Here is a 24,975-nt window from a genome sequence, read left to right on the forward strand (position 1 = left end):
TTTTCTTCATTCCCAATGTGACATTCCTGCGATAGCATCGTCCGACTTTCCACGCGCAGCGACTGTCGGGTCCGCTGCGCGTCCAACGGACGCCAGGGGACTATGAACGAGGATCGCACCCCGCATGCATGGGGCAAGGGACGCCTGCTGCTGCTGGGATTGGCCATCCTGCTGATCGTGGTGGGGCCGGTCATCCTGTTGCAGCGCCTTGCGCGCGACACCCAGGAAGCGGCCGACGCGGTCATCCACACGCATGAGGTGGAAGCCACCGTGCTGGGGCTGGCGCTGGACGTGCGCGAAATGGAATCGTCGGCCATGCTGATTGCACTCGGTGCGGACCATCCACTGGCGCGTGAGCGGCTGCGGACGGGACGCCACGCGTTGCCGGAGCGGTTCCAGAACCTCGCCCGACTCACGGCGGACAATCCCGAGCAGCTGATCCGGGTGGGGCGACTGCGCGAACTGGTCAACGCACGTGTCGAGGTGGTCGACCAACTGTTGCAGGCCCCGGAAGCCTACCGCGGCACCGTGGTCGCGCCACTGGCCACCCGATTTCCGATCCGTGGCCTGCTGGACGAGATCCTGAACGATGAGCGGGCGCTGCTGCAGCAGCGCAACAGCGAGGCCACCGAACAGCGGCGGCGCATGGAATGGATCCGCATGATCGCGCTGGGCGCGCAGCTGCTGTTGCTGTCGCTGGTGCTGATGTCGCTGGGAAGGCAGGCAGCGCGACGCCTGAATGCCGAGAAGCGGACCGCACAGGCCAGTCAGCGCGCCCTGGTGGTGCTGGATACGGTCCGCGAGCCCATCGTGTTGCTGGACGGCGAACAGCGCATCCAGATGCACAACAGCGCGTTCGCCGAACTCTACGGCATCGAGAAGGGGCGAAAAGTGTCCAGCCTGGACGAGTTGGGCGCCGCCTGGCAGGACAAGGTGATGCGGCAGCGCCTGGACGACGTGCTGGCGCGAGGCCGCGAGCTGTGGGACTACGAACTGCAGCAGGAGACCGCAGATGGCCTCCGCCGCACGGTGCTGCTGAACGCCCGGCGCATGCCGCTGCCAGAGGGCGACGACCACGCCGTGCTGGTCACGGTCAGCGACATCTCGCTGCAGAAGACCGCACAGCAGGAGATCGCCGCGCTGAACCGCCAGCTGGAAGGCAAGGTCGAGCAGGTGTCCGAGGTCAACCGCGAACTGGAGGCGTTCAGCTACTCCGTTTCGCACGACCTGCGTGCGCCCCTGCGGCACGTGGCCGGTTTCTCGGACAAGCTGGGCCGCCACCTGGGCGAGGGCATGGATGAGAAGACCCGCCACTACCTGGAGGTGATCGGCGGTTCGGCAAGACGTATGTCGCAGCTGATCGACGACCTGCTGGTGTACTCGCGGCTGGGCCGCGGCGCGCTGCGGCTGCAGGCGGTCGACATGCAGTCGCTGGTGGCCGAAGCGCGGGCCATGCTGGATGCGGGCGAACAGGGCGAGGGCCGCGCGGACCGCGTGGAGTGGCGTATCGCGCCAATGCCCATCGTGCTGGCCGACGAGAACATGATGCGCCAGGTATGGAGCAACCTGCTCGGCAACGCCGTGAAGTACAGCAGCCAGCGCGAGCGTGCGGTCATCGACGTCGAGCACCGGCGCCAGGACGACGGCAGCCACTTGTTCAGCGTGCGCGACAATGGCGCCGGGTTCGACATGGCGTATGCCGGCAAGCTGTTCGGCGTGTTCCAGCGCCTGCACAAGGCCAGCGACTTCCCCGGTACCGGCATCGGCCTGGCCAGCGTGCGCCGCGTGCTGGGCCGGCATGGCGGCCGGATCTGGGCCGAATCGGCGCCCGACCAGGGCGCGACCTTCTTCTTCACCCTTCCCGCGGCGCTCGACGCTCCGCCTTCCCGAGAGAAAGACGCATGAGCGACATCCGCACCATCCTGTTGGCCGAAGACAGCCTGGCCGACGCCGAAATGGCGATCGACGCGCTGCGAGAGGCCAACCTGGCCAATCCCATCGTCCACGTGGAGGATGGCGTGGAGGCGCTGGACTACCTGCTGCGCCGCGGCGCCCATGCGCAGCGCGAGGACAGCTTGCCGTCGGTACTGCTGCTGGACATCAAGATGCCGCGCATGGACGGCCTGGAGGTGCTCAAGCACATCCGCAGCGACGAGAAGCTCAAGCACCTACCGGTGGTGATCCTGTCGTCCTCGCGGGAGGAGAGCGACCTGGCGCGCAGTTGGGACCTGGGCGTGAATGCGTACGTGGTCAAGCCGGTGGACATCGACCAGTTTTTCCAGGCGGTGAAGACGCTGGGCACGTTCTGGGCCGTCATCAACGAAACACCGATCAGGGACTGAGCCGTGCCGCATTCCGGTGCCCCGTTGGGCCGCGTCCGCATCCTGCTGGTGGAAGATTCGGAGCTCGATGCGGAACTGTTGATCGAACAGCTGCTCGACGCCGGCCTGGACGCGGAGTTCGTCCGCGTCGACAGTGCCGACGACATGCGCGCGGCGCTGGGCGGCGATCCGTTCGACCTGGTGTTGTCGGACATGGAGCTGCCGGGTTTCTCCGGCTACCAGGCACTGGAGATCCTGCGCGCGCACGACTCGCGCCTGCCGTTCGTGTTCTTCTCCGGCACCATCGGCGAGGAGGCGGCGGTCAGGGCGCTGCAGCAGGGCGCCAGCGACTACGTGCTCAAGCACACGCCGGCCCGGTTGCCGTCGGCGGTGGCGCGCGCCATCCGCGAAGCGCGCACCGAGCGCGAACGCGAGCACGCAGAGAAGGAACTGATGCGCTCGCAGAGGCTGGATTGCCTGGCCATGCTGGCCGCCGGCCTGAGCCATGACCTGCGCAACATCCTGCAGCCGCTGCTGATCGTGCCGGACCTGCTGTCCACGTACAGCGACGACCCCAAGATCCTGCGCCTGGGCGCGGTGATCTCCGAAAGCGGCAAGCGCGGCCACGAGATGGCCGATTCCATGCTCTCGTTCGTGCGCGGCTCGCGCAAGGCCAGCGAGACGATCAGCGTGGCCGCGCTGTTCAGCGCCGTGCAGTTGCTGCTGCAAGGCAGCCTGTCGCGACAGGTCCGCCTGGTGGTGGAGCCGCCGCCGGAGGATCTGCTGATCGAGGGCAACTACACCGAGTTCCAGCAGTGCCTGATCAACCTGTGCCTCAACGGCATCCAGGCCATGGCCGAGCGCGGTGGACGGCTGACGCTGTCGGCCGCGTCGACAGTGGCCGGCGACGGACAGGAGTACGTGTTGCTGCGCGTGTCCGATGAGGGTACCGGGATGGACGAAGCCACGCGCGGGCAGCTGTTCACGCCGTTCTTCACCACCAAGGCCAGTGGGACCGGACTGGGCCTGATGTCCTGCAAGCGCATCGTCGAGTCGGTGCGCGGACGCATCGAAGTGCGCAGCACGCCGGGCGAGGGCACCGTATTCGAGCTGCATCTGCCGGCACCGGTTGCCGAGGAATGGTCCACGGCCGAAGATGCCACGTTCCTCGACGGCGGTGGTCGCCGGATCCTGCTGGTCGATGGCGATGCGACGCGCCTGTCGTTGCTGGGCAACGCGCTGGCCGCGCAGGGCTACGACCCGGTGATGGCGCCCGATGGCGCCAACGCGCTGCAGCAGATCGAGCGCAACGGCCTGCCTGCGCTGTCGGTCATCGACGACGACATCCTGTTGCTGTCGGCGGCGGACGTGCTGGCGGTACTGAAGGAGGCGGGCTTCGAAGGCCCCGTGGTGCGTCTGCGCGAACCCGACAGGCAGGCCGACCGACACGACTGCGCGGCAAGCGTGGTGAAACCGGTGCAGGTGCAGGCGCTGTTCGGGGCGATCGAGCACGCGCTGGGATTGCGCGCCTGAGGCCCGGACGCCTGTCGGCGCGCCGGACCGGACCGGTCAGGTGTGGCCCACCGACGGCTTCAGCCGCTGCCAGACCGCGCGCATGATGGGTTGGGCGCGGTACCAGCCGATCGGCGTATCGGGGCAGTAGCGCTGCAGCCGGTCGCGCAGGGAGGGCGCGATCTCGTCGAACTCGTGCCGATGATGCAGCAGATAAGCGTCGTAGCCGATCTTCAGGCACTTTTCCAGGTCGCTGACCGTGGCGCCGACCACCTGGAACGTATCTTCATTGAGACGCGTCTTCCAATAGGCGAGTTCGGCATCGATGTCGACGATCTGCGCAGTGGCGTGGCTGTCTCGGTACTGGCTGGCCATGGTGAATCCCCGTGTCGATGTGGTGGTGACCGGCGAAGTTTTTGTTCCGGGCAGTGATGCTTAAGTGAAATAAAGGGCGTTCTAACGCGTATTTAACCGCGTAGGGCCTTTTTCGTTCACGTTTGCCATGGTGGCGTGAACATGGCTTCGTCGTTGCATGGCGCGGTCAAGCAGGGCGCGCTCTTCCAGCAGCGCCGGCGGCAGAGCGAACAGGGGTGGATCCTCTTCCAGCGGTGCGTTGAGCCGTGCCCACACGCGTTCGATGATCGCCCTGGCCCAGGGCCAGTCCAGGCGGGTGCCGCGCACGATGGCGGCGTCGTACCGCGCGGGGAGCGTGGGCAGGAGTTCCTGCAGCGAGCGTCTGCGCGAGAGCAGGTAGGTGTCGTACGCGAACTTGAGCGTGGGGACGTAGCAGCGGAACGGCGTTCCGGGCCGGTGGAAGGGCTGGCACGCGAAGGTGTCCTCCCAGAAGCGCAGTTCGGACTGGATGTCGATCACGGCGCACGGCATGGTGGTGTCCGTCCAGGCATGAGCGAACGGATCGGGCGGGCGGGGCATGGCTTCGCCTCCATGGCGCAAGACCTGGCCGAAGGTGGACCCGTCGGATGAAGCGCGGCTTGCAATGCCATGACAGCCGCGTGCGCCTGCCCATCGCGGCAGCGGATGCTGTCGCAAGGCCCCCTGTGGCAACGCGTCACCCCTTCCTCCCCAGGGAGGCGCGTGGTCACGCCCTTGCCGGTTCTTGTCGTTGTTGTCGCCCCTGCGCCCATGAACACGACCGCCCTCGCGACGAACGGCCAACCGTTCGTCGTCCCGTCATGAGCGGCCTGGGTCAATGCGTGCGTGGCGCGACCGGAGCGTGTTCGTCCAACCAGCGCCAGGCTTCGCGCAGCAGCGTGCGTGCGACAGGCCACTCCGGGCCGGCATCCCCGCGCAGGCGGTCCCACTGGTCCTCCAGGCGCAGTTCGGTGTCCAGGTCGAGCGTGCCTGCGTGCTCGGCGTAGGACGCGGCGGCGAACGCGTAGACCCGGCAGGCATCTTCCCAGCCCACATCCGGGTGCAGGCGCCTGCGCCGGCCATAGTCGTACGCCGTGAAAGCGGCAAATGCATCGTCCTGGACGAGAGGGGAGCGGGGCGCCTGTCGCAGCGTGTGCAGTTGTGCGTGATAGAGATGGGGGTCCATGCGGATTCTCCGGTGACGCCGGCAGTGGTATCGCGCAAACCGTTACCCGAGGGTGAGAAATGCCTTCAATGGCCGATCACGAAGCTGAGGCCACGCATCCCGATCAGTCGCCGGTCAGTCTCAGCGGCTGAGACGCACGAGGCGTCATATGAGCGGCATCATCGAGAGCCCGACATGCCCGCCCAGACCGCGCTTATCCGACGCCAGGCCGACGAGGCCGCACTCCTGCCCGCAACCCCTGCCGATGGGCGCGGGCTGGCCGAGCGACTGGCGGGCAAGTACCGCGACCGCGTCACCGGACAGTTCGTCATTCCTGCGCGGGAAGGGCGCTACGAGGCGCTTCCCGACGACCTGCCGGCCGCACTGGCCGTGGCCCTGCGCAGCCGCGGCATCGAACGGCTGTACTCGCACCAGGCCGAGGCGTGGCGACATGCGCAGGGCGGCGATCACCTGGCGGTGGTCACGCCCACGGCCTCCGGCAAGTCGCTGTGCTACACGTTGCCGGTGGTGGCCTCGGCGCTGTCGCGCAAAGGCAAGGCGCTGTACCTGTTCCCGACCAAGGCGCTGGCGCAGGACCAGGTGGCCGAGCTGCTGGATCTGAGCAGGGCCGGCGACCTGGGCCTGAAGGCGTTCACCTTCGATGGCGACACCCCGGGCGATGCCCGCCAGGCCATCCGCCTGCATGGGGACATCGTGGTCAGCAACCCGGACATGCTGCATCAGGCCATCCTGCCGCACCACACCAAGTGGGCGCAGTTCTTCGAGAACCTGCGCTACGTGGTGATCGACGAAGTGCATACCTATCGTGGCGTGTTCGGCAGCCACGTGGCCAACGTACTGCGACGGTTGAAGCGGATCTGCGCGTTCTACGGCGCCACCCCGCAGTTCATCGTCTGCTCGGCCACCATCGGCAATCCGCAGGCGCACGCGGAAGCGCTGCTGGAACTGCCGGTGCACGCGATCACCGAGTCAGGCGCACCGACGGGCGAGAAGCATGTGCTGTTGTGGAATCCGCCGGTGGTCAATCCCGACCTGGGCCTGCGCGCGTCGGCCCGTTCGCAGAGCAACCGCATCGCAAGGCTGGCGATCAAGGCCGGGCTGAAGACGCTGGTGTTCGCCCAGTCGCGCACCATGGTCGAGGTGCTGACCAAGTACCTGAAGGACGTGTTCGACAGTGATCCGCGACTGCCGGCACGCATCCGCGCCTACCGCGGCGGCTACCTGCCCACCGAGCGGCGCGAGGCCGAGCGTGCGATGCGCGACGGGCGCGTGGACGGCATCGTGTCCACCTCGGCGCTGGAGCTGGGCGTGGACATCGGCAGCCTAGATGCGGTGGTGCTGAACGGCTATCCGGGCTCCATCGCGGCGACGTGGCAGCGCTTCGGACGCGCGGGGCGACGGCAGCAGGCGTCGCTGGGCATCCTGGTGGCCAGTTCGCAGCCATTGGACCAGTACGTGGTGCGGCATCCCGAGTTCTTCGCCGACAGCCCGCCGGAGCATGCGCGCATCGCGCCGGACCAGCCGATGATCCTGCTGGATCACATCCGCTGCGCGGCCTTCGAGCTGCCGTTCCTCGCCGGCGAACCGTTCGGCCCGGTCGATCCTTCCCCGTTCCTGCAGCTGCTCGACGAAGACAGCGTGGTGCATCGCGAAGGCGACCGTTACGAGTGGATCGCCGACAGCTATCCGGCTAACGCGGTCAGCCTGCGGTCGGTGGCCGACGGCAACTTCGTCGTGGTGGACCGTACCGATGGCCGCCAGGCGATCATCGCCGAGGTCGATTTCAGCGGCGTGCCGTTGACGCTGTACGAAGGGGCCATCCACATGATCCAGTCCACGCCCTACCAGGTGGAGCGGCTGGACTGGGAAGGACGCAAGGCCTACGTCACCCGCACCCACGTGGACTACTACACCGACGCCATCGACTACACCAAGCTCAAGGTGCTGGAGCGCTTCGATGGCTGCATCGCCGGGCAGGGCACCTGCCACCACGGCGAGGTGCATGTGGTGCGCCGCGTGGCCGGGTACAAGAAGATCCGCTACTACACGCACGAGAACATCGGCTATGGCCCGGTGAACCTGCCCGACCAGGAGATGCATACCACCAGCGTGTGGTGGCAGCTGCCGCCGGCGCTGCTGGAATCGTCCTTCGAATCGAGGCAGGACGCGCTGGACGGCTTCCTCGGCGCAGCGTACGCGCTGCACATCGCCGCCACCGTCGCCGTGATGGCCGAAGGACGCGACCTGCAGAAGGCGGTGGGCGATGGCGACGGGGCCTGGTTCGCTCTGCCGGATGCCCAGGGGCGTGGCCAGTTGCGCGGCACCGAAAGCCAGGTGCTGTCGCCGGTGTCGGGGGACCGTTTCATCCCCACCGCGTACCTGTACGACAACTACCCTGGCGGCATCGGCCTGAGCGAGCCCTTGTGGCGACGGCAGCGCGAACTGGTGCAGCGCGCCGCGCAACTGGTCTCGGCCTGCGACTGCCGGGCAGGATGTCCGGCCTGTGTCGGTCCGGTACTGGCCAACGACGAGGACGCCGAAACCACGCCGCGTACGCTGGCGGCACGCGTACTGCAGCTGCTGGACGCCGCATGAGCGTCAGCCTGGAGAAACTGCAGCGGCTGCGTCGCCAGGCCGGGCACGGCAGCGGCGTGTCGCCGTCCGCGCCGCTGCCGCCGCCGCATGACCCGTTGCCGGCACTGCGTCGCATGCTGGGCATCCGCGAGCGCTCGCAACCTGCCGTCCCCGCACGCGCCTGCGATCGCGCGCTGCCGGGCGACGAGATCGCTCCGGGTCTGCTGCGACTGGAGCAGGTCCTGGCGTTCGACGGGGTTGGGACGCAGGTCGACGGTACGTTCGCCCGGACAGGCATGCTCCCCACGGCCAACATGCTGTTCTTCGATACCGAGACCACCGGTCTGTCCGGCGGCACGGGCACGCGCGCCTTCATGGTGGGGGCGTCGGATTTCGTGCCCGGGGGACTGCGCGTGCGCCAGCTGCTGATCACCCACCTGTCGGCCGAGCCGGCGATGCTGCGCGAATTCTCGCGCTGGCTGGCGGAGGGCACGCGCCTGGTCAGCTACAACGGCCGCTGCTACGACGCGCCGCTGCTGGCCGCACGCTATCGACTGGCGCGGCAGGGCACCCCGCTGGCCGGCATCGAGCATCTCGATCTGCTGTTCCCCACGCGCCGCCGCTACCGCGGCGTCTGGGAGAACTGCCGGCTGGCGACCATCGAACGCCGCGCGCTCGGCATCGTGCGCGAAGACGACCTCCCCGGTTCGGAAGCGCCCGGCGCATGGCTGCAGTACCTGCGCGGGGGCGATGCCGGCCTGCTGCGGCGGGTGCTGCAGCACAACTTCCAGGACGTGGTGACGCTGGCGCACCTGCTGCTGCATCTCGCGCAGCCGGCGGGCGGGGGAACGGATACGCAGCGGCCGTTCGCCGGCGATCCATCTTGACCCCTTCCGGCCTCCGGCGGATGCTGGCCCGGTCGGGCTGCCGATCACGACGTACGCCTGTTCTCCGCCACGGGAGTCGTCCCATGCACCGTACCGTTGCCCTCGGACTACTGGCCTGCGCAGGCCTGCCATCCCCTGTCCTTGCCCAGGACACGCTTCCTGCGGTGGATCGCTTCTATCTGGCCGCGGGACGCTACCGGGCCGACCACGACCTGGACACGCGCTGGGACGCCAGCGATGGTTCGCTCGGCACAAACGTCGATTTCCAGCGTGACCTGGGATTCGTCGGCCGGCAGGATGCATGGGCATGGCGCATCGGCGGAAGCTTCGGCCAGGCGCGCCACCACACGCTGGATGCGTTCGGTTACGACTACGAGGACGCCAGCGCGCGCTTGCTGGATCGCGATCTGGAGATCGGCGACAACACGTACCCGGTGGATGCCGCCTTCACCGGCCGACTGGATCTGGACATCACCGGTGTGTCGTACACCTGGATGTTCCTGCAGGACGGCAGGCGTGCCCTCGGCATCGGCCTGGGCGCGATGCGCTACGACATCGCCGCCGACCTGGATGCGGCGGCCACCGTCGGTGGCACGCCGGTGGCGTACGCGAACGACCTGTCGGAAGACGCCTGGGCGCCGATGCTGCGTGCGGAGTACGCCCATGTGCTGTCCTCGCGGTGGCGCTGGGGTGCATCCCTGGCCTATACGCGCAAGAACGGCGGCAACGTCACCGGGGATGCGATGGATGCGCAGGTGGAACTGGAGTACTTCCCCTGGGAGCGTTTCGGGTTTTCGCTGCGCTACAACTACAACCACGTGGACCTCGATTTCGCGCGTTCCCGTTTCGATGGCAATCTCAAGCTCGGCAACCGGGGACCGCAGTTGCTGGGGAAACTGCGCTTCTGAAGGGCCGCATGTCGGGGATCCACCGACAGTGGAGTGTGAAGGACTGCGCATTCCCCGCATCGCGTCTCAAGAATGCGCCGCCGCGGCCGACACCCTTGCTAGATTTCATCCGGTCCGTGTCCTGCGAGCAGGGCGCGTGTTGAAGGTTGCACGAACAAGGGGAAGTGCTTTGCGCATTCTGTACGTTGGCGATACCGCCTGCCTGCCTGACGATCTGTCCGATTACATCGGCGACATGGGAGACGAGTGGACCGTGGAAACGGTGGCCGACGGCAAGTCGGCGATGTTCGCGGTGGCCAACGGTCCGGTCGATGTGGTGATGGTGGGGCCCACGCTGGCCGATCTGCCGCCGGCCACACTGCTGGGGCAGATCCGCACGCTGCGTCCCGAGACCATCCGCATCGCGCTGCTGGAAGGCAGTACCGACAGCCTGGCGGCCCCGATCAAGCTGATCGGCGTGGCGCACCGCTTCCTGCCGCTGCCGTTGTCGTCGGAAACCGTGCTGGAGGCGATCCACAGCCTGGAGGAGCTGCGCGACCTGCTGGACAGCCCGCGCTTGCGCCGCGCCATCGGCCGCGTCGAACACCTGCCGTCGCCGCCGCACCTGTACTTCGCGCTGACGCGCGCGCTGGAGGAGGACGAGGGCACCGCCAACGACATCGCCAAGCTGGTGGCGGGCGATCCGGCCATCGCCGCCAAGGTGCTGCAGCTGTGCAATTCGGCCTACTTCTCCAACGGGCGCGCGATCACCGATCTGCGCGCGGCCGTCACGCGGCTGGGCCTGGGCACGCTGCGCGACCTGGTGCTGGCCAGCGAAGTCTTCTCGATGAAGACCGCCTCCAGCGTGGACCGCACCGCCCTGCAGCACCGTGCGCTGCTGGCCTCGCGCCTGGCCGCGAAGATCCTGCCGCGCACCAGCTCCGAACTCGGCGCCACCGCTGCGCTGCTGGCCGACATCGGCCTGCTGCTGCCGGGCGTGCGCGACGAGCGCGACACGCCGGTGGCCGATGACGACGACCGCCCCGGCCATACCGAGGCCGGCGCCTACCTGCTGGGCCTGTGGGGCCTGCCGATGCCCATCGTCGAGGCGGTGGCGTTCCATCGCCAGCCGCAGCGCTCCAGCCTGCGCAGCTTCTGGGTGCCCGGTGCCGTGCATGTGGCCGGCGCACTGGCCAGCAACGAGCCGGTGGACGAGAGCTACCTGAAGTCGCTGGGCGTGCTGGACCAGCTGCCCAGCTGGCGCCAGATGGCCGAGACCATGGTCGAGCGCGCCGAGGAACAGGCCGCCTGACGCTTCATCCGCGACAGGAAAAGCAACGGCAGGATGGGTCCCAGCTTTCGCTGGGACGACGGGGCTGGCGTATCCGAATCCGTGCGCTCACTGGCTTGCCGTCATTCCAGCGCAAGCTGGAATCCATTGCCCCAGGTGATGACCCTCCTTCCGTATGTCGGAAGGTAAAGGCAAAGTGGGTCCCCGCTTTCGCTGGGACGACGGTGAGTGTGTCGCCGTCAGGGACGGTAGGCGGGAGAGGGTTCCTGCACCTTGCCTGGAGCCTTTGCGATGATCCGGGGGCGTAGCCACGCGGCGAAGTCGGCTTCGCCGAGACTGCCTTCCGATAGGCCCAGATACAGCGGATAGAGCTCGTGGTCTTCCGCCGACAACGTGGCGCCATTGAGCCCGAGGAAGACTTCGCAGGCCACGGCCGCCATGCGTTTGTTGCCGTCCACGAAGGGATGGTTGCGCGCCAGGCCGAAGGCCGTGGCGGCCGCCAGATCGGCCAGATCCGGCGCGGGTTGCCCGTCGGTATGCAGCTGCCTGGGACGCGCGAGCGCCGATTCCAGCAAGCCCTCGTCGCGGATGCCGGTCGCGCCGCCATGCTCGGCCAATTGCCGGTCATGGATGGCCAAGGCCAAGGCCCGGCTGATCCAGACGATCATCCGGGCTGCTTCATTGGGCCAGCTTGTGAAGCAAGGTGCGGCGGCTGCGCATCACCTGCTCGGCCACCTCCATCTGCTCGGCGAGGGTGGGGTCGTAGACCGTCAGGCGGATGCCGTCCGGGGTTTCGAGCGCGTGGAGTTCATCGCCTTTTTTCAGGCGGAGGCGTGCCAGGAGATCCTTGGGCAGGATGACGCCGGCAGAGTTGCCGACCGTGGTGATCTTGAGCTTCATGGTCGCCTCCTTGGCGTTATAACCATAGTTATATTGAGATGTGTGGGGCTGGGAGGCAAGCCGCATGTCTTTCTCGCCATGTGAGACCTTAGGGTGTACAAATGTACACCCATGAACCCCGTCGACCTTCCCCCCCAACGTGCCGCCGTCCTGGCCTTCCTGCGCCGGGAACTGGCAGCCGGACGCGCGCCCAGTCTGGCGGACATTGCCGGGGTCTTCGGCTTCGCTTCGCGTAATGCCGCACAGAAGCATGTGCAGGCGCTGGTCGCCGATGGCCTGCTGGAGCAGGCGCCCGGCCAGAAGCGTGGCCTGCGCCTGCCGGGCGGCATGGCGGACCTGCTGCCGCTGCCCGTATTGGGGCGGGTGGCCGCCGGCCAGCCGATCGGGGCCGACATCGGCCTGGACGAACAGCTGTGGCTGGACCGCCGGCTGTTCTCGCCGCAACCCGATTACCTGTTGAAGGTGCAGGGCGATTCGATGATCGACGACGGCATCGTCGATGGCGACCTGGTCGGCGTGCACCGCACGCCAGAGGCGCGCGACGGACAGACCGTCGTGGCGCGCATCGATGGCGAACTGACCATCAAGCGCCTGCAGCGCGAACGTCGCCGCATCCGCCTGCTGCCGCGCAATCCCGCGCACGCGCCCATCGAGGTGCAGTCGGGGCAGGACTTCGCCATCGAAGGCGTGTACTGCGGCCTGGTGCGCCGGGGTTGAGATGGGTGCCGTCGTCGCCCTCGATACGCTGCTGGCCGCGCGCACGCTATGGCACGCGGGCCGCAGTGCGGCGATCGCCGCCGATGGCGAACCCACCGGGCATACCGCGCTGGACGCGCTGCTGCCGCAAGGCGGCTGGCCCCGCCGCGCCCTGACCGAACTGCTGCTGCCCGCCGACGGCGTGGGCGAACTGGCGCTGCTGTTGCCGACGCTGGCGCGTCTGACCCAGGCCGGCAGCGCCGTGGCGGTGATCGCGCCGCCGTACATTCCGTATGCGCCGGCCTGGCAGGCCGCCGGCGTGGATCTGGCGCTGCTGGAAATCGTGGAAGCCGCGCCACGCGATGCATTGTGGGCCTTCGAACAATGCCTGCGCAGTGGCGCCTGTGCGGCCGTGCTGGGCTGGCCAGCGCACGCCGACGGGCCGGCGCTGCGCCGGCTGCAGGTGGCGGCCGACAGTGGCGAATGCCTGGGCTTCGCGCTGCGCGATCGTCGCCATGCGGCCAATCCCTCGGCGGCCGCGCTGCGTGTGGAAGCCACCCGCGATGCGCAGGGCGGTACGCAATGGCGGGTGCGCAAATGCCGCGGTGGTCCGGCGCCTGCGCAACCCTTCGCGCTGGTCGCGCATTGAGGCCTATCGATGCTCTGGGCCTGTGTACTGCTGCCGCAGCTGGCGCTGGATGCCGTCCTCCGGCGTCTGCCTGATCCCGACGCACCGCTGGCGCTGGTCGGCGGCACCGCGCAGTTGCGCACCCTGCAGGCAGTGAATGCGTCGGCCGCGCAGGCGGGCCTGCGGGCGGGCATGCGCCTGACCGCCGCGCACGCGCTGCTGCCGGAGTTCGCGATGGTCGAATACGACCCCTCGGCCGAAGCGCGCTGGCAGCGCTTCCTCGCCGCCTGGGCGTACCGCCACAGTTCGCTGGTCAGCGCGCAGTGGCCGGGCTGCCTGGTGCTGGAGGTGCGCGCCAGCTTCCGCCTGCTGGGGCCCTGGCCGCGTATCGAGGCGCGGTTACGCGAGGAACTCGGTCTGCTGGGTTTCCAGCATCGTCTCGCGCTGGCGCCCACGCCGCGCGCGGCGCATGTGTTCGCCGGCCTGCGCGATGGCCTGGCGGTGATGCAGCCGGCAGCGATGATGGAGATGCTGGACCGCGTACCGGTGCGCCGTGCGCGCCTGCCGGACGACGCCGGCGAACGCCTGCACCGCATGGGCATCCGCGACCTGCGCACGCTGCGCGGCCTGCCGCGCGACAGCCTGCGGCGCCGCTTCGGCCTGCCGGTGCTGGAGCACCTGGACCGGTTGTACGGCCAGGCCGACGATCCGCTGGCGTACTACGCGCCGCCGGACCACTTCGATGCACGCATCGAGCTCGGCTACGAGGTCGAGAGCCACATGGCGCTGCTGTTCCCGCTGCGCCGGCTGATCGGCGACCTGTGCACCTACCTGTCCATCCGCGACGGCGGCGTGCAGCGCTTCGTGCTGCGCCTTGAACACGAAAAAGGCCACACCGATGTCGAGATAGGGCTGCTGGCCGCCGAGCGCGAGCCGGCCATACTGTTCGAACTGACCCGCAACCGTCTGGAGCGCGTGCAGATCGCGCAACCGGTGGTGGGCGTGCGTCTGCTCGCGCGCGAACTGCCGCCGTTCGTGCCGGCCGCGCGCGATCTGTTCGATACGCGACCGCAACAGCAACTGCCGTGGCCGCAATTGCGCGAACGCCTGCGTGCGCGCCTGGGCGACGAAGCGGTACATCGCGTGGCCCCGGCCGGCGATCCGCGCCCGGAACGCGCATGGCGACGTGTGCAGGGCGATGGCGGGCGCATCGAACAGGCGCCCCTGCGTCCGCCCCGCCCGACCTGGCTGCTGCCGCAACCGGTGCCGCTGCGCGATCCGCATCCGCGCATCGTGTCCGGGCCGGAGCGGCTGGAAAGCGGCTGGTGGGATGGTGAGGACGCGCGCCGCGACTACTACGTGCTGGAAACCTCGCAGGGCCAGCGCGCCTGGGCCTTCGCGCCGCCGGGCGAGCGGGACGGCTGGATGTTGCACGGGTGGTTCGCATGAGTCGCGATGAGGGACGCGGCGACTACCCGGGCGCGCACGTTCCGCGCGCCTGGGAGACCGCGCATCGGCTGCGGGCGCATGCGGCGGCCAATGACGACGCGCCGGTCGATGACGGCCTGCCGGCCTATGCCGAACTGCATTGCTTGTCGGATTTCTCCTTCCTGCGTGGCGCTTCCAGTGCGGAGGAGTTGTTCGTCCGCGCCAAGCATTGTGGCTACGAGGCGCTGGCGATCACCGACGAATGCTCGCTGGCCGGCATCGTGCGCGGACTGGAGGCCTCGCGCGCCACCGGGCTGAAACTGATCGTCGGCAGCGAGTTCACCTTGAAGTGCGGCTTGAAGTGCGTGCTGCTGGTGGAAACCCTGGCGGGGTACGTGCGCCTGTGCGAGCTGATCACCACCGCGCGTCGCGCGAGCCCCAAGGGCGCGTATGCGTTGACGCGACAGGACATGGAGCGCGTGCTGGGAGACGGCGACCCTGAGGCCGGCGGGCTGTTCGCGCTGTGGGTACCGGCGCGCGTGCCTGACGAAGCGCAGGGGCGCTGGCTGCGGCAGATCTTCGGCGCGCGCACGCATCTGGCGGTGGAGCTGCACCGCGAACAGGACGATGCCGCGCGCCTGCAGCAGCTTCTCGAACTGTCGGCGCGGCTGTCGATTACGGCCGTGGCGGCCGGCGACGTGCACATGGACATGCGCCGGCAACGCGTGCTGCAGGACACGATGACGGCGATCCGCCATGCGCTGCCGCTGGCCGAATGCGGCGGGCACCTGTTCCGCAACGGCGAACGCCACCTGCGTACGCGCCGGGCGTTGGGCAACATCCATCCGCATGCGTTGCTCGAAGGGGCGGCCGCGTTGGCACGGCGCTGCACCTTCTCGATGGAGGAGGTGAAGTACAAATATCCGGCCGAACTGGTGCCGGACGGCCACACGCCGGCCAGCTGGCTGCGCGTGCTGACCGAACGGGGAATGCGCGAACGCTGGAAGGACGGCGTGCCGCCCGCGATCGCCGCGCAGATCGACGACGAGCTCGCCCTCATCGCCCGGTTGAAGTACGAAGCGTTCTTCCTGACGGTGGAGGACATCGTCCGTTTCGCCAAATCGCAGGGCATCCTCTGCCAGGGTCGTGGCTCTTCGGCCAATTCCGCCGTGTGCTACGCCCTGGGCATCACCGTGGTGAATCCCGGGGAGAGCCGGTTGCTGATGGCGCGGTTCCTTTCAGAGGAGCGCAACGAACCGCCGGACATCGACGTGGACTTCGAGCATGCCCGGCGCGAGGAAGTGTTGCAGTACGTCTACGGCAAGTACGGCCGCCGTCGCGCGGCACTGGCCGCCACCGTCATCCGCTATCGCGGCAAAAGCGCGGTGCGCGATGTCGCCAAGGCCTTCGGCCTGCCGCCGGACCAGATCGCGCTGCTGGCCGAATGCTTCGGCTGGGGCAACGGCGAGACGCCGATGGAACAGCGCCTGCGGGAAGCCGGCTTCGATCCGGATAATCCGCTGATCCGTCGCGTAATGGCAGTGACGGCGCAGCTGCGCGGCCATCCGCGCCACCTTTCCCAGCATGTCGGCGGTTTCGTCATCAACGACGGGCCGCTGTCCGAGGTCGTGCCGGTGGAGAACGCGGCGATGGCCGACCGCACCATCATCCAGTGGGACAAGGACGACCTGGAGACGATGAAGCTGCTGAAGGTCGATTGCCTGGCCCTCGGCATGTTGACCTGCATCCAGAAGGCGGTGGAGCTGGTGGCCAAGCATCGCGGTTACACGATCGATCTTGCGCACGAGCCGCCCGCAGGAGACGAGCCTACCTACGCCATGATCCAGGCCGCCGACACGGTGGGTGTGTTCCAGATCGAGTCGCGCGCGCAGATGAGCATGCTGCCGCGGTTGAAGCCCAGGAATTTCTACGACCTGGTGATCGAGGTCGCCATCGTGCGTCCCGGCCCCATCCAGGGCGGCATGGTGCATCCGTACCTGCGGCGTCGGCAGGGGAAGGATCCGGTGACGTATCCGTCCGAAGGCATCGAGGCCATCCTCGGCAACACGCTGGGCATCCCGCTGTTCCAGGAGCAGGTGATGGAACTGGTGATCCATGCGGGCTACACGCCGTCGGAGGCCGACGGCCTGCGCCGTTCGATGGCGGCATGGGGCCGGGGCGGGGACATGCAGCCGCATCGCGAGAAGATCCGCCGGCTGATGGAGGACAAGGATTACTCCTCGGAGTTCATCGACCAGATCTTCGAGCAGATCAAGGGCTTCGGTTCCTACGGCTTCCCGCAGAGCCATGCGGCGTCCTTCGCCAAGCTGGTCTACATCAGCTGCTGGCTGAAGCGGCACGAGCCGGCCGCTTTTGTCTGCGCGCTGCTCAATGCGCAGCCGATGGGGTTCTATTCGGCCAGCCAGATCGTGCAGGACGCGCGGCGGGGTCATCCGGCGGGGCGGCCGCGTGTTGAGGTTCGACCCGTGGACGTGGCCCGCAGCGACTGGGACAACACGCTGGAAGGTGGCCGGATGCGAAGCGAGGCCGTTCGAGGAGGACAAGCCGCGGTGCGTCTCGGTTTCCGCCAGGTCAGCGGCTTATCGGAAACGGTGGGCAAGGCGATCATGGCCGCTCGCGCACAGCGACCTTTCACCGATGTGCGCGACCTGTGCCTGCGCGCCCATCTCGACGAGAAGGCGCGCAGCGCGCTGGCCGAAGCGGGCGCACTGCAGTCGCTGGCCGGCCATCGCCACACGGCGCGCTGGGCCGTCGCCGGCATCGAGCGCCAGCGCCCGCTGCTGCCGGGCAGTCCGGAGGAGGACGATATCGCGCTGCCGGCACCGACGCGGGGCGAGGACGTACTGTCGGATTACCGCATGACCGGGCTGACGCTGGGTACGCATCCGATGTCGCTGTTGCGCGAACGCCTGCGCCGGCAACGCGTGGTGGATTCGCGCCAGCTGCAGGACCTGCCGCACGGGCGCGGGGTGCATGCGGCCGGCATCGTCACCCAGCGCCAGCGTCCGGGGACGGCCAGCGGCGTCATCTTCGTCACCCTGGAAGACGAGCATGGGGTGGTCAACGTGGTGGTCTGGCCGCGCATCGCCGAGCGTCGGCGCAAGGCTCTGCTCGGCGCGCGTCTGCTGGGCGTGCGCGGACGCTGGGAGCACGTGGACGGCGTGCAGCACCTGATCGCCCACGACCTGCACGATTTCAGCCATCTGCTGGGCGAACTGCAGGCCAGTTCGCGCGATTTCCACTGAGCCCCTCATGCGCGCCCTGTCCGCCCTCGCCGATGACCTGTTCGCGCCCGAAAGGGTGCAACTGGTGGACGACGCCGAAGGTGGCATCCGTTACTGGCCGGATGCCATCGACGCCGCGACCGCACAACGCTGGTTCGACCTGCTGCACGCGGGCGCAGCCTGGACGCACCTGCAGCGTCCGATGTACGACCGCATCGTCGACGTGCCGCGGCTGCTGGCGAACTATGCCGTGGATGCGCTGCCGCCGGGCCTGCCGCTGGCGCACCTGCTGGCCTGCGTGCAGGCGAGGGCGCCTGCGCCCTATACGCGCATCGGCATGAACCTCTACCGCGACGGCCACGACAGCGTCGCCATGCACGGCGACAAGCTGCATACGGTGGCGGCCGGCCATCCGATCACCCTGGTATCGCTGGGTGCGCCGCGGCGGATGCTGATCCGTGCCCGCGAAGGCCGCCGCGAGACCCTGGCAGTGGATCTGGCGCCGGGCAGCGTGCTGTCGATGAGCCATGCCTCGCAGAGTACGCATGAGCACGGCATCCCGAAGACGCGTCGCGCGCAGGGGCCGCGGATCAGCGTGGTGTTCCGGGTGAGGCCGGTCTGAGGGGAAGCTTGTAGGAGCGACGTGAGTCGCGACCGCGGAGGATCGTGGTCAGGAACGTGTCTCAAGCACGCTCAAATTCCGCGTCACGGCTCACCAGGTGTGCGGTCGCGACTTACGTCGCTCCTACAGAAAGCCAAAAAATCGCCGCGTGGGCATCGCAGAGTGAGGGGAAGGACTGCATGAAAAGGAGAAGGGCGGTCAGCCCATCAGCTTGAACAGCGACAGCGACTGCATCTGCATGAAGACCGTCTGCGCGGCCTGCAGCGCGGTGCTCTCCATCTGGTAGCGGCCGATGGCCTCGGCCCAGTCCAGGTCGCGCAGGGTGGACAGCGTGCCCTGCAGGGTGACGTTGTTGGCTTCGCGCAGCGCCGCCGCATCGTCGATGGCCGACAGCTGCGCACCGCCGCTGGCGCGCGCGTCGATCATTTTGCTCTGTGCGGTGGCGACGTCGCGCATCGCGGCCTGCAGGGCGTTCTGCATGGCGGCGCGCTGCGCATCGGTGGTGGGGTTGGTGTCCAGCGTGGTAATCAGCCCCTGCACGGTGGCGAAGATGTCGCGCGAGCCGGCCGGGCCGAGGGTGAAGCTGTCGCCGTTGGCCGGCTGCCCTTCGATCCGCATCTGCACGCCCGCGAAGGCGATGCTCTCGCCCTTGGCGTAGGTGCCGGTGGTGACGACGGTACCTCCGGCGTCGGTCACCTGATAGGTGTCGCCCGCGCCGAAGCTCAGGGTGTAGGTGCCTCCGTCCCAGGCCGTGGAATCGGTCACGCCGAAGCCCATCAGCAGGCCGGTACCGGTATTGCCCGCGGCCGGCTGGCCGTCGATGCGGCCGTCGCCGGTGCGCAGGCGCAGGAACACCTCGCTGCCGGGCAGGGTGTCGGCGACGAACATGTCCGGCGCCACTTCCACCTGCCGCTGGGTCTGGTCGCCGCTGTAGATCACGCTGCCGCCGGCGATCGCGAACGGCGCGCTGCCGTCGCTCGTGCCACCGAACAGGTACCGTCCGGCGCCATCGGTGCTGTTGGCCAGGTCCAGCAGGCCGGCGTAGATCGCCTTCAGTTCGGTGCTGATCGCCTTGCGGCTGTCTTCGCCCATGGCGGCGTTGTTGGCCTGGATGACCAGTTCGTTGACGCGTGCCATCGCGTCGCCGACCTGGGTGAGCGCGTTCTCCTGCAGGCCCAATCGGTTCTGCACGGCGCTGGCGTTCATGCCGAAGCGTTCCAGTTCGGCCACGGCGCGGTCCAGGCCGACGGCGGTGCCGGCGGCGACCGGATCGTCCTTGGCGGTGACCAGGCGCTGGCCGCTGGCGAGCTGCTGTTGCGTATGCGCCAGCTTCGCCTGCTTGGCCAGCATCGTGGTGATCGACTGCTGGTACATCATGCCGGTGGAGATGCGGTAGTTCATCGGCGGGTCGCGGCCAGGAGGGACTGGAAGAGGGTGTCGGCGGTGGCGATGATCTGCGACGCCGCCTGGTAGGCCTGCTGCAGGCGCATCAGGTCGGCGGCTTCCTCGTCCAGGTTGACGCCGGACACCGCATCGCGCGCGGCCTGCGCCTGGTCGTGGATCACCTGCTGGGCCTGCGCGGAGTAGTCGGCCTGGCGCGCCGCCGAACCGACCTGGGTGGTCAGGCCGCCGATGGCGCCGTTGAGGGTCAGCGTGCCGCCATTGAGCACGCGCGCGTCGTCGAGGTTGGACAGTAGCTTGGCGTTGCCGTTGTCGCTGGAATTCGCGCCGGTCGGGCCCACGCTGAAGGTGTCGCCGGCGGCGGGCGCGCCATCCAGCACCACGCTCCAGCCGTTGTAGGCGATGGTCTGGCCCGGCGTGTAGGCGAACGGACCGGTGCCGTTGATCGTGTACTGGGTGGCGTCGATGAATTCGATGTCGGCCGGCGCCAGCAGACCGGCGTTGGCAGCGTCGGTGACCTTGAGGCCGCTGAGCTTGCCGCTGCCGGTATTGGCCAGGTCGGTCGTCGCCTTCACCGGCGTGGCCGCCGCGATGCGGCCGGGATCGGTGATCGCCACGCCCAGGTTGCCGGCGGCGCCGGCGGTGGGCTGCAGCAGGAAGCGGTCATTGGCCGCCGGTGTGCCGGAGGCGAGCACCACCTCGATGCCGTTCACCACCAGCGGATCGGCGGCGGTGCCGGTGCCCGTCATCGGGATGCTGGCGCCGGTGTCGGGGTGGGTGGCTACCCAGGCCGCGCCGTCGAAGCGCAGCAGCACGTTCTGCGCGTTCAGGCCGGCTACGCTGCCCACGGACGTCGTCAGGCTGGCGTTGCCAGTGTTGTTGGCGTTGGAGGAAAGGCGGGGCGCGGGCAAGGTGAAGAAGTCCGCACCCATCTGACCGTACTGGTCCATGCCTGCGCGGTGGCCTTCGTTGAAGGTCTGCGCCAGCGACGTGGCGATGCGGCCGAGTTCGGCCATCGCCGGGTCCAGCACCGTGGTGCGGAACTCCACCAGGCCGCCGATCTGGCCGCCCAGCGCGCGCTTGTCGAGGGTCACGCGTTGGCCGTTGGTTTCCAGCGCCACCTGCAGCCGTTCCGGACGGTACGGGTCGGGTACGGTCACCAGCGTGCTGGCGGTGGCACCGACCACCAGAGGCTGGCCGCCCGCACTGAACACGTTCACCAGGCCGCCGTCCTGGGTGGCCGCATTGCCGCCGGTGAAGGCGACCAGTTCGCTGATCAGCTGGTCGCGCCGGTCCAGCAGGTCGCCCGACGGGCGGGTGCTGCCACCGATCTGTCCGTTGAGCTGGGCGATCTCCTTGGCCAGCCGGTTCACCTCGTCGGTCGCCGCCGTCAGGCCCGCGTTCACCTCGATATCCAGGCTGTCCAGATGCTGGTCGATCTGGCGGAAGCGCGTGACCAGCGCGTTGGCCTGCGCGAGCACGCTTTCGCGATCGGCCGAGCCCGCGGCATTGGACGACAGCGCGTTGACCGAATCGAAGAAGCTGGACCACGGCGCGCTGATGCCGGTGGCCTTCTCGGAGAACAGCTGGTCCAGGCGCGAGGACAGCGTGGACAGCTGCTGCAGCCGCGCCAGCTCGCCGCCGCTGTCGAGCAGGCGCGAGGTCGCCAGCGAGTCGGCCATCCGGCGCACGTCGACGATCTGCACGCCGTTGCCCTGGTAGCCGTAGCCGAAATAGGTGGCGTCGCGGGCTTCGAACTCCACCCGCTGGCGCGAATAGCCCGGCGTGTTGATGTTGGCCACGTTGTGGCCGACGGTCGACAGCGCGCGCTGGAAAGCGATCAGGGCGCTGCTGCCGGTGGCGAGAAGATTGGACATGCGTTATCCCCTGGTCAGCGCCGCAGCGCGTTGCCGATGGCGTTGCCCACCGCATTGCCGACCGGGCCGGCTACCGTGGTGCCGATGGCCGACAGCACCTTGCCCAGGGTGGGGCCGTGGGCGATGGAGGCGATCTTGTTGGCGTAGGTCGGGTCGGTGGCATAGCCAGCGCGCTGCAGGCCGCGCGCGAAGCCGGCGATGTCCTTGCCGGCCGCCAGCGCCTGCTGGTAGCGCGGGTTGTTCTTCAGCAGCCGCACGTAATCGGCGAAGCTCTCGGCGGGAGAGGCGTAGGCCCGGAAATCCGCGGTCTCGGTGCGCTTCACGCCGTCGACGTATTCGTGCGTGGCCGTGCGGGCGCGCTCGCCCTTCCAGCCGGTGGCCTTGATGCCGAACAGGTTGTGCGCGCTGCCGCCTTCGCCGGTCTTGATCTGGCGCTTGCCCCAGCCGGTCTCCAGCGCCGCCTGCGCGACCAGCGCGCGCGGATCGACGCCGAGTTCCTTCGCGGCCTTCTGCGCGTGGCCCCAGATCTCGGCGACGAAGCGTTCGGGCGTATTGCGGGCGTACTTGGCCGGATCGGCCGAGGCGACCTGTTCGACCTCGTCACACGCCGCGTCGGGGCGCACGGTGATGGTGTCCAGCGTGATCGTGTCCGGCACACCGGACGACGCATGCGCGCTGCTGCCGATGCCGCGACCGGCGATCGCATCGAGCATCGAATCGGCATCGGTGCCCGGCAGCAGCCGCTTGTAGGCCGACAGCGCGGTGGTGGCCGGCACCGCGGGCGTGGCCGCGTCGGTGGCACCCAGCTGGCGCGCGATCATCGGGGCCAGGCCCAGGCCGCGGCCCTGCGACATCGCCGTGGCGATCTGCTGGTCGTACATGTCGCGGAAGATCTGGTTCTCGCCGGGAAACAGCGAGTCGCCGAAACCCGCTTCGCGCATGCACTTGATCATCATCTGCGCGAACTGGCCCTCGAGCTTGCGCGCGACCTCGTGGATGCGCGCGTCGTCCGGCTTGCCGCCGGCGTCGGCCAGCGGCAGCGAGGGATTCAGCGTTCCGATGGGCATGCTGGCCATGGCAGTCAGGGGCCGGGATTGGGGAGGAGGGATTCGGGATTCGGGAAAACGTTGCCGCGTCTGGGGTCAGGCAAGCCCTGTGCCAAAGCAACTCCGCATGTCGGGCAGGGCCTTGCGCCGTGCGCGAAGCGCACGACACGCATCCCCAATCCCGAATGGCGAATCCCGGCTCCCATCAGATCACCTCGAGCTCCGCGCGCAAGGCGCCGGCCTGCTTCAGGGCTTCCAGGATCGCGATCAGGTCGCCGGGCGCAGCGCCGACTTCGTTCACCGCGCGGACGATCTCGTCCAGCGAGGTGCCGCCCTCGAACTTGAACATGCGGTTGCCTTCCTGGCTGACCGACACGCTGGACTGCGGCGTCACCACCGTCTGGCCGCCACGCGAGAATTCGTTCGGCTGGCTGACGTTGGCCGATTCGGTGATCGTCACCGTCAGCGAGCCGTGCGTGACCGCGGCCGGCATCACCTGCACCTGCGCGCCGATCACGACCGTGCCGGTGCGGGCGTTGACGATGACCTTGGCCGGCGCGCTACCGGGCGTCAATTCCAGGTTCTCGACCTGGGCGAGGAAATTCACCCGGCGCGACACGTCGGCCGGCGCGCGCACGGCGACGGTCACGGCGTCGACGGCGTAGGCGCTGCCGCTGCCGAAGCTCTGGTCCAGTGCAGCGACCATGCGCGACACCGTGGTGAAGTCGGCGCGGTGCAGGTTGAGCGTGATGGTGCCTTCGCCACTGTCCAGCGCGTTGGGGATCGCGCGCTCGACGGTCGCGCCGTTGGGAATGCGGCCCACGCTGGGCACGTTGACCGACACCCGCGAACCGTCGCGTCCCTGCGCCCCGAATCCGCCGACCACCAGGTTGCCCTGGGCGATGGCGTAGACCTCACCGTCTGCGCCGCGCAGCGGCGCCATCAGCAGACTGCCGCCGCGCAGCGAGGTGGCGTTGCCGATGGAGGACACGGTGATGTCGATCGGCTGGCCCGGCTTGGCGAAGGCCGGCAGGTCGGCGTGGATGGCCACGGCGGCGACGTTCTTCAGCTGCGGATTGACGTTGGCCGGGACATTGACGCCCAGCTCGCCCAGCATGTTCTTCAGGCTCTGCACGGTGAAAGGCGCCTGGCTGGTGCGGTCGCCGGTGCCATCCAGGCCCACGACCAGGCCGTAGCCGACCAGCGGGTTGCTGCGCACGCCGCCGACCTGGGCCAGGTCCTTGATGCGCTCGGCGCGTGCGGCCGGCGCCAGGCAGATCAGCACCAGGCCGATCCAGGCCAGCAGGCCCAGCAGCGTGTAGGTGTCGATGCGGCGCGGCTTCTTCGCCGGTGCGTCGCTGGAACGTTCGGAGTTCGGCGGGTGCATGGCGGCGCTCAGTTCGGGAAGATCGGCGAGTTGAAGAAGCGGCCCAGCCAGCCCATGGAGTTGGACTGCGCGATCGCGCCGCGGCCGCCGTAGGCGATACGCGCGTCGGCGACCTTGCCGGAGGAGATGGTGTTGTCCGGGTTGATGTCGGCCGGACGCACGATGCCCTGGATCTGCACCAGTTCGTCGCCCTGGTTCAGGCGCATGTTCTTCTGCCCCTGCACGACCAGGTTGCCGTTGGGCAGGCGCTGGATCACGGTGACCGTCACGCTGCCCTGCAGCCGGTTGCTCTGTGCACTGTTGCCCGCGCCGCTGAAACCGCGGTCGCCGTTGACCGATGCGCTCAGGAGGTCGCGTCCGTTCAAGGTGACCGGCGCACCGGCGATGTTCGGCGCGGCCAGGCTGACCTCGCTCTGCTTGTCCACCGAGGTGGTGGCCGAGGTCTGTGCGGCCGTGTTCTCCACCAGGTTGATCGTCAGCAGGTCGCCCACGTCGCGCGCACGGCGGTCGGCGTACAGGTTCAGGCCCGGGCCGGCGCGGTAGAGGGAGCCGGCCGTGGCGGGTGCCTGCACGGCGACCACCGGCTGGATGGGTTGCATCGGCGCGTACGGTCGCACGTCGCCGTAGTAGCGCGCGCAGCCCGGCAGCAGGAGCAGCGCGCAGGCGAGGGAAGTGGCGGACGTGGTGCGCTTCATGGCGAATCCCGGAATGCGTG

The 24,975-nt window shown here is 68.7% G+C and carries 22 protein-coding genes; 12 read left to right on the forward strand and 10 right to left on the reverse strand.

The window, feature by feature from the left end; translation table 11 throughout:
* Positions 1 to 102 precede the first annotated feature (102 nt).
* Genes V8246_RS14555 through V8246_RS14565 form a run of 3 tightly spaced genes read left to right on the forward strand, consistent with a single transcriptional unit; the run spans position 103 to position 3,854 of the window.
* Positions 103 to 1,905, forward strand: coding sequence for an ATP-binding protein (locus tag V8246_RS14555; RefSeq protein ID WP_336189830.1), 1,803 nt, complete (start codon positions 103 to 105; stop codon positions 1,903 to 1,905).
* The gene (locus V8246_RS14560) at positions 1,902 to 2,342 is read left to right on the forward strand and encodes a response regulator (RefSeq protein WP_336189831.1); all 441 of its coding nucleotides are present in this window, start codon (positions 1,902 to 1,904) and stop codon (positions 2,340 to 2,342) included. Before V8246_RS14555 ends, V8246_RS14560 begins: the two co-directional genes overlap by 4 nt.
* A gap of 3 nt (positions 2,343 to 2,345) precedes the next feature.
* Positions 2,346 to 3,854, forward strand: a complete 1,509-nt coding sequence (locus V8246_RS14565) for an ATP-binding protein (protein WP_336189832.1) — start codon at positions 2,346 to 2,348, stop codon at positions 3,852 to 3,854.
* 36 nt (positions 3,855 to 3,890) lie between these two features.
* Here V8246_RS14565 and V8246_RS14570 read toward each other — a convergent pair whose 3' ends face one another.
* The 3 genes from V8246_RS14570 to V8246_RS14580 all read right to left on the reverse strand — a co-directional run bounded on the left by V8246_RS14570 (position 3,891) and on the right by V8246_RS14580 (position 5,391).
* Complete coding sequence (locus tag V8246_RS14570) at positions 3,891 to 4,208, reverse strand: hypothetical protein (protein ID WP_336189833.1); 318 nt, start codon at positions 4,206 to 4,208, stop codon at positions 3,891 to 3,893.
* Positions 4,209 to 4,289: 81 nt separating this feature from the next.
* Entirely contained in the window at positions 4,290 to 4,766 is a 477-nt protein-coding gene (locus V8246_RS14575; protein ID WP_336189834.1) for a hypothetical protein, read from the reverse strand.
* A 274-nt stretch (positions 4,767 to 5,040) separates the two neighbouring features.
* Positions 5,041 to 5,391, reverse strand: a complete 351-nt coding sequence (locus V8246_RS14580) for a hypothetical protein (protein WP_336189835.1) — start codon at positions 5,389 to 5,391, stop codon at positions 5,041 to 5,043.
* Between the two features lie 174 nt (positions 5,392 to 5,565).
* Here V8246_RS14580 and V8246_RS14585 point away from each other — a divergent pair, with 174 nt between their 5' ends.
* The 4 genes from V8246_RS14585 to V8246_RS14600 all read left to right on the forward strand — a co-directional run bounded on the left by V8246_RS14585 (position 5,566) and on the right by V8246_RS14600 (position 11,051).
* A complete protein-coding gene (locus V8246_RS14585; RefSeq protein WP_336189836.1) occupies positions 5,566 to 7,986 on the forward strand; it encodes a DEAD/DEAH box helicase in 2,421 nt (806 codons plus the stop codon).
* Positions 7,983 to 8,852, forward strand: a complete 870-nt coding sequence (locus V8246_RS14590) for a ribonuclease H-like domain-containing protein (RefSeq protein ID WP_336189837.1) — start codon at positions 7,983 to 7,985, stop codon at positions 8,850 to 8,852. Before V8246_RS14585 ends, V8246_RS14590 begins: the two co-directional genes overlap by 4 nt.
* Positions 8,853 to 8,935: 83 nt before the next feature.
* Positions 8,936 to 9,760, forward strand: coding sequence for a hypothetical protein (locus tag V8246_RS14595; protein WP_336189838.1), 825 nt, complete (start codon positions 8,936 to 8,938; stop codon positions 9,758 to 9,760).
* Positions 9,761 to 9,929: 169 nt separating this feature from the next.
* A complete protein-coding gene (locus V8246_RS14600) occupies positions 9,930 to 11,051 on the forward strand; it encodes an HDOD domain-containing protein (protein ID WP_336189839.1) in 1,122 nt (373 codons plus the stop codon).
* Positions 11,052 to 11,269: 218 nt separating this feature from the next.
* Here the strand turns inward: V8246_RS14600 and V8246_RS14605 are convergent, their stop codons facing one another.
* Together V8246_RS14605 and V8246_RS14610 are read right to left on the reverse strand one after the other, a co-directional pair.
* Complete coding sequence (locus V8246_RS14605; RefSeq protein ID WP_162110344.1) at positions 11,270 to 11,698, reverse strand: type II toxin-antitoxin system death-on-curing family toxin; 429 nt, start codon at positions 11,696 to 11,698, stop codon at positions 11,270 to 11,272.
* A gap of 10 nt (positions 11,699 to 11,708) precedes the next feature.
* Positions 11,709 to 11,930 (reverse strand): AbrB/MazE/SpoVT family DNA-binding domain-containing protein, encoded by a 222-nt coding sequence (locus V8246_RS14610; protein ID WP_336189840.1) that lies wholly within the window; start codon positions 11,928 to 11,930, stop codon positions 11,709 to 11,711.
* A gap of 111 nt (positions 11,931 to 12,041) precedes the next feature.
* Here V8246_RS14610 and lexA point away from each other — a divergent pair, with 111 nt between their 5' ends.
* Genes lexA through V8246_RS14635 form a run of 5 tightly spaced genes read left to right on the forward strand, consistent with a single transcriptional unit; the run spans position 12,042 to position 18,549 of the window.
* Entirely contained in the window at positions 12,042 to 12,647 is a 606-nt protein-coding gene (gene lexA, locus V8246_RS14615) for a transcriptional repressor LexA (RefSeq protein WP_336189841.1), read from the forward strand.
* A 1-nt stretch (position 12,648) separates the two neighbouring features.
* Positions 12,649 to 13,275 carry a translesion DNA synthesis-associated protein ImuA gene (gene imuA / locus V8246_RS14620; protein ID WP_162110341.1) on the forward strand — a complete coding sequence of 209 codons (627 nt, stop codon included), beginning with the start codon at positions 12,649 to 12,651 and terminating at the stop codon, positions 13,273 to 13,275.
* 9 nt (positions 13,276 to 13,284) lie between these two features.
* On the forward strand, positions 13,285 to 14,703 hold the full coding sequence (locus V8246_RS14625; RefSeq protein ID WP_336189842.1) for a DNA polymerase Y family protein: 1,419 nt from the start codon (positions 13,285 to 13,287) through the stop codon (positions 14,701 to 14,703).
* Positions 14,700 to 17,948: an error-prone DNA polymerase gene (locus tag V8246_RS14630; RefSeq protein ID WP_336189843.1), complete on the forward strand. Its 3,249-nt coding sequence runs from the start codon at positions 14,700 to 14,702 to the stop codon at positions 17,946 to 17,948. Before V8246_RS14625 ends, V8246_RS14630 begins: the two co-directional genes overlap by 4 nt.
* 7 nt (positions 17,949 to 17,955) lie before the next feature.
* Positions 17,956 to 18,549, forward strand: coding sequence for an alpha-ketoglutarate-dependent dioxygenase AlkB (locus tag V8246_RS14635; RefSeq protein ID WP_336189845.1), 594 nt, complete (start codon positions 17,956 to 17,958; stop codon positions 18,547 to 18,549).
* Positions 18,550 to 18,747: 198 nt separating this feature from the next.
* Here the strand turns inward: V8246_RS14635 and flgL are convergent, their stop codons facing one another.
* The 5 genes from flgL to flgH all read right to left on the reverse strand — a co-directional run bounded on the left by flgL (position 18,748) and on the right by flgH (position 24,955).
* Positions 18,748 to 19,950: a flagellar hook-associated protein FlgL gene (gene flgL, locus V8246_RS14640; protein ID WP_336189846.1), complete on the reverse strand. Its 1,203-nt coding sequence runs from the start codon at positions 19,948 to 19,950 to the stop codon at positions 18,748 to 18,750.
* On the reverse strand, positions 19,947 to 21,827 hold the full coding sequence (flgK, locus tag V8246_RS14645; protein ID WP_336189847.1) for a flagellar hook-associated protein FlgK: 1,881 nt from the start codon (positions 21,825 to 21,827) through the stop codon (positions 19,947 to 19,949). The genes flgL and flgK overlap by 4 nt, the downstream gene beginning before the upstream one ends.
* A 14-nt stretch (positions 21,828 to 21,841) precedes the next feature.
* Positions 21,842 to 22,894: a flagellar assembly peptidoglycan hydrolase FlgJ gene (gene flgJ / locus V8246_RS14650; RefSeq protein ID WP_336189874.1), complete on the reverse strand. Its 1,053-nt coding sequence runs from the start codon at positions 22,892 to 22,894 to the stop codon at positions 21,842 to 21,844.
* Positions 22,895 to 23,078: 184 nt separating this feature from the next.
* The gene (locus V8246_RS14655; RefSeq protein ID WP_336189848.1) at positions 23,079 to 24,260 is read right to left on the reverse strand and encodes a flagellar basal body P-ring protein FlgI; all 1,182 of its coding nucleotides are present in this window, start codon (positions 24,258 to 24,260) and stop codon (positions 23,079 to 23,081) included.
* Positions 24,261 to 24,268: 8 nt separating this feature from the next.
* Positions 24,269 to 24,955, reverse strand: coding sequence for a flagellar basal body L-ring protein FlgH (flgH, locus tag V8246_RS14660; protein ID WP_336189849.1), 687 nt, complete (start codon positions 24,953 to 24,955; stop codon positions 24,269 to 24,271).
* Between the last annotated feature and the right edge of the window lie 20 nt (positions 24,956 to 24,975).

This window comes from Pseudoxanthomonas sp. F11 (assembly GCF_037046485.1).
In the GTDB taxonomy this organism is placed as follows: Bacteria; Pseudomonadota; Gammaproteobacteria; order Xanthomonadales; family Xanthomonadaceae; genus Pseudoxanthomonas_A.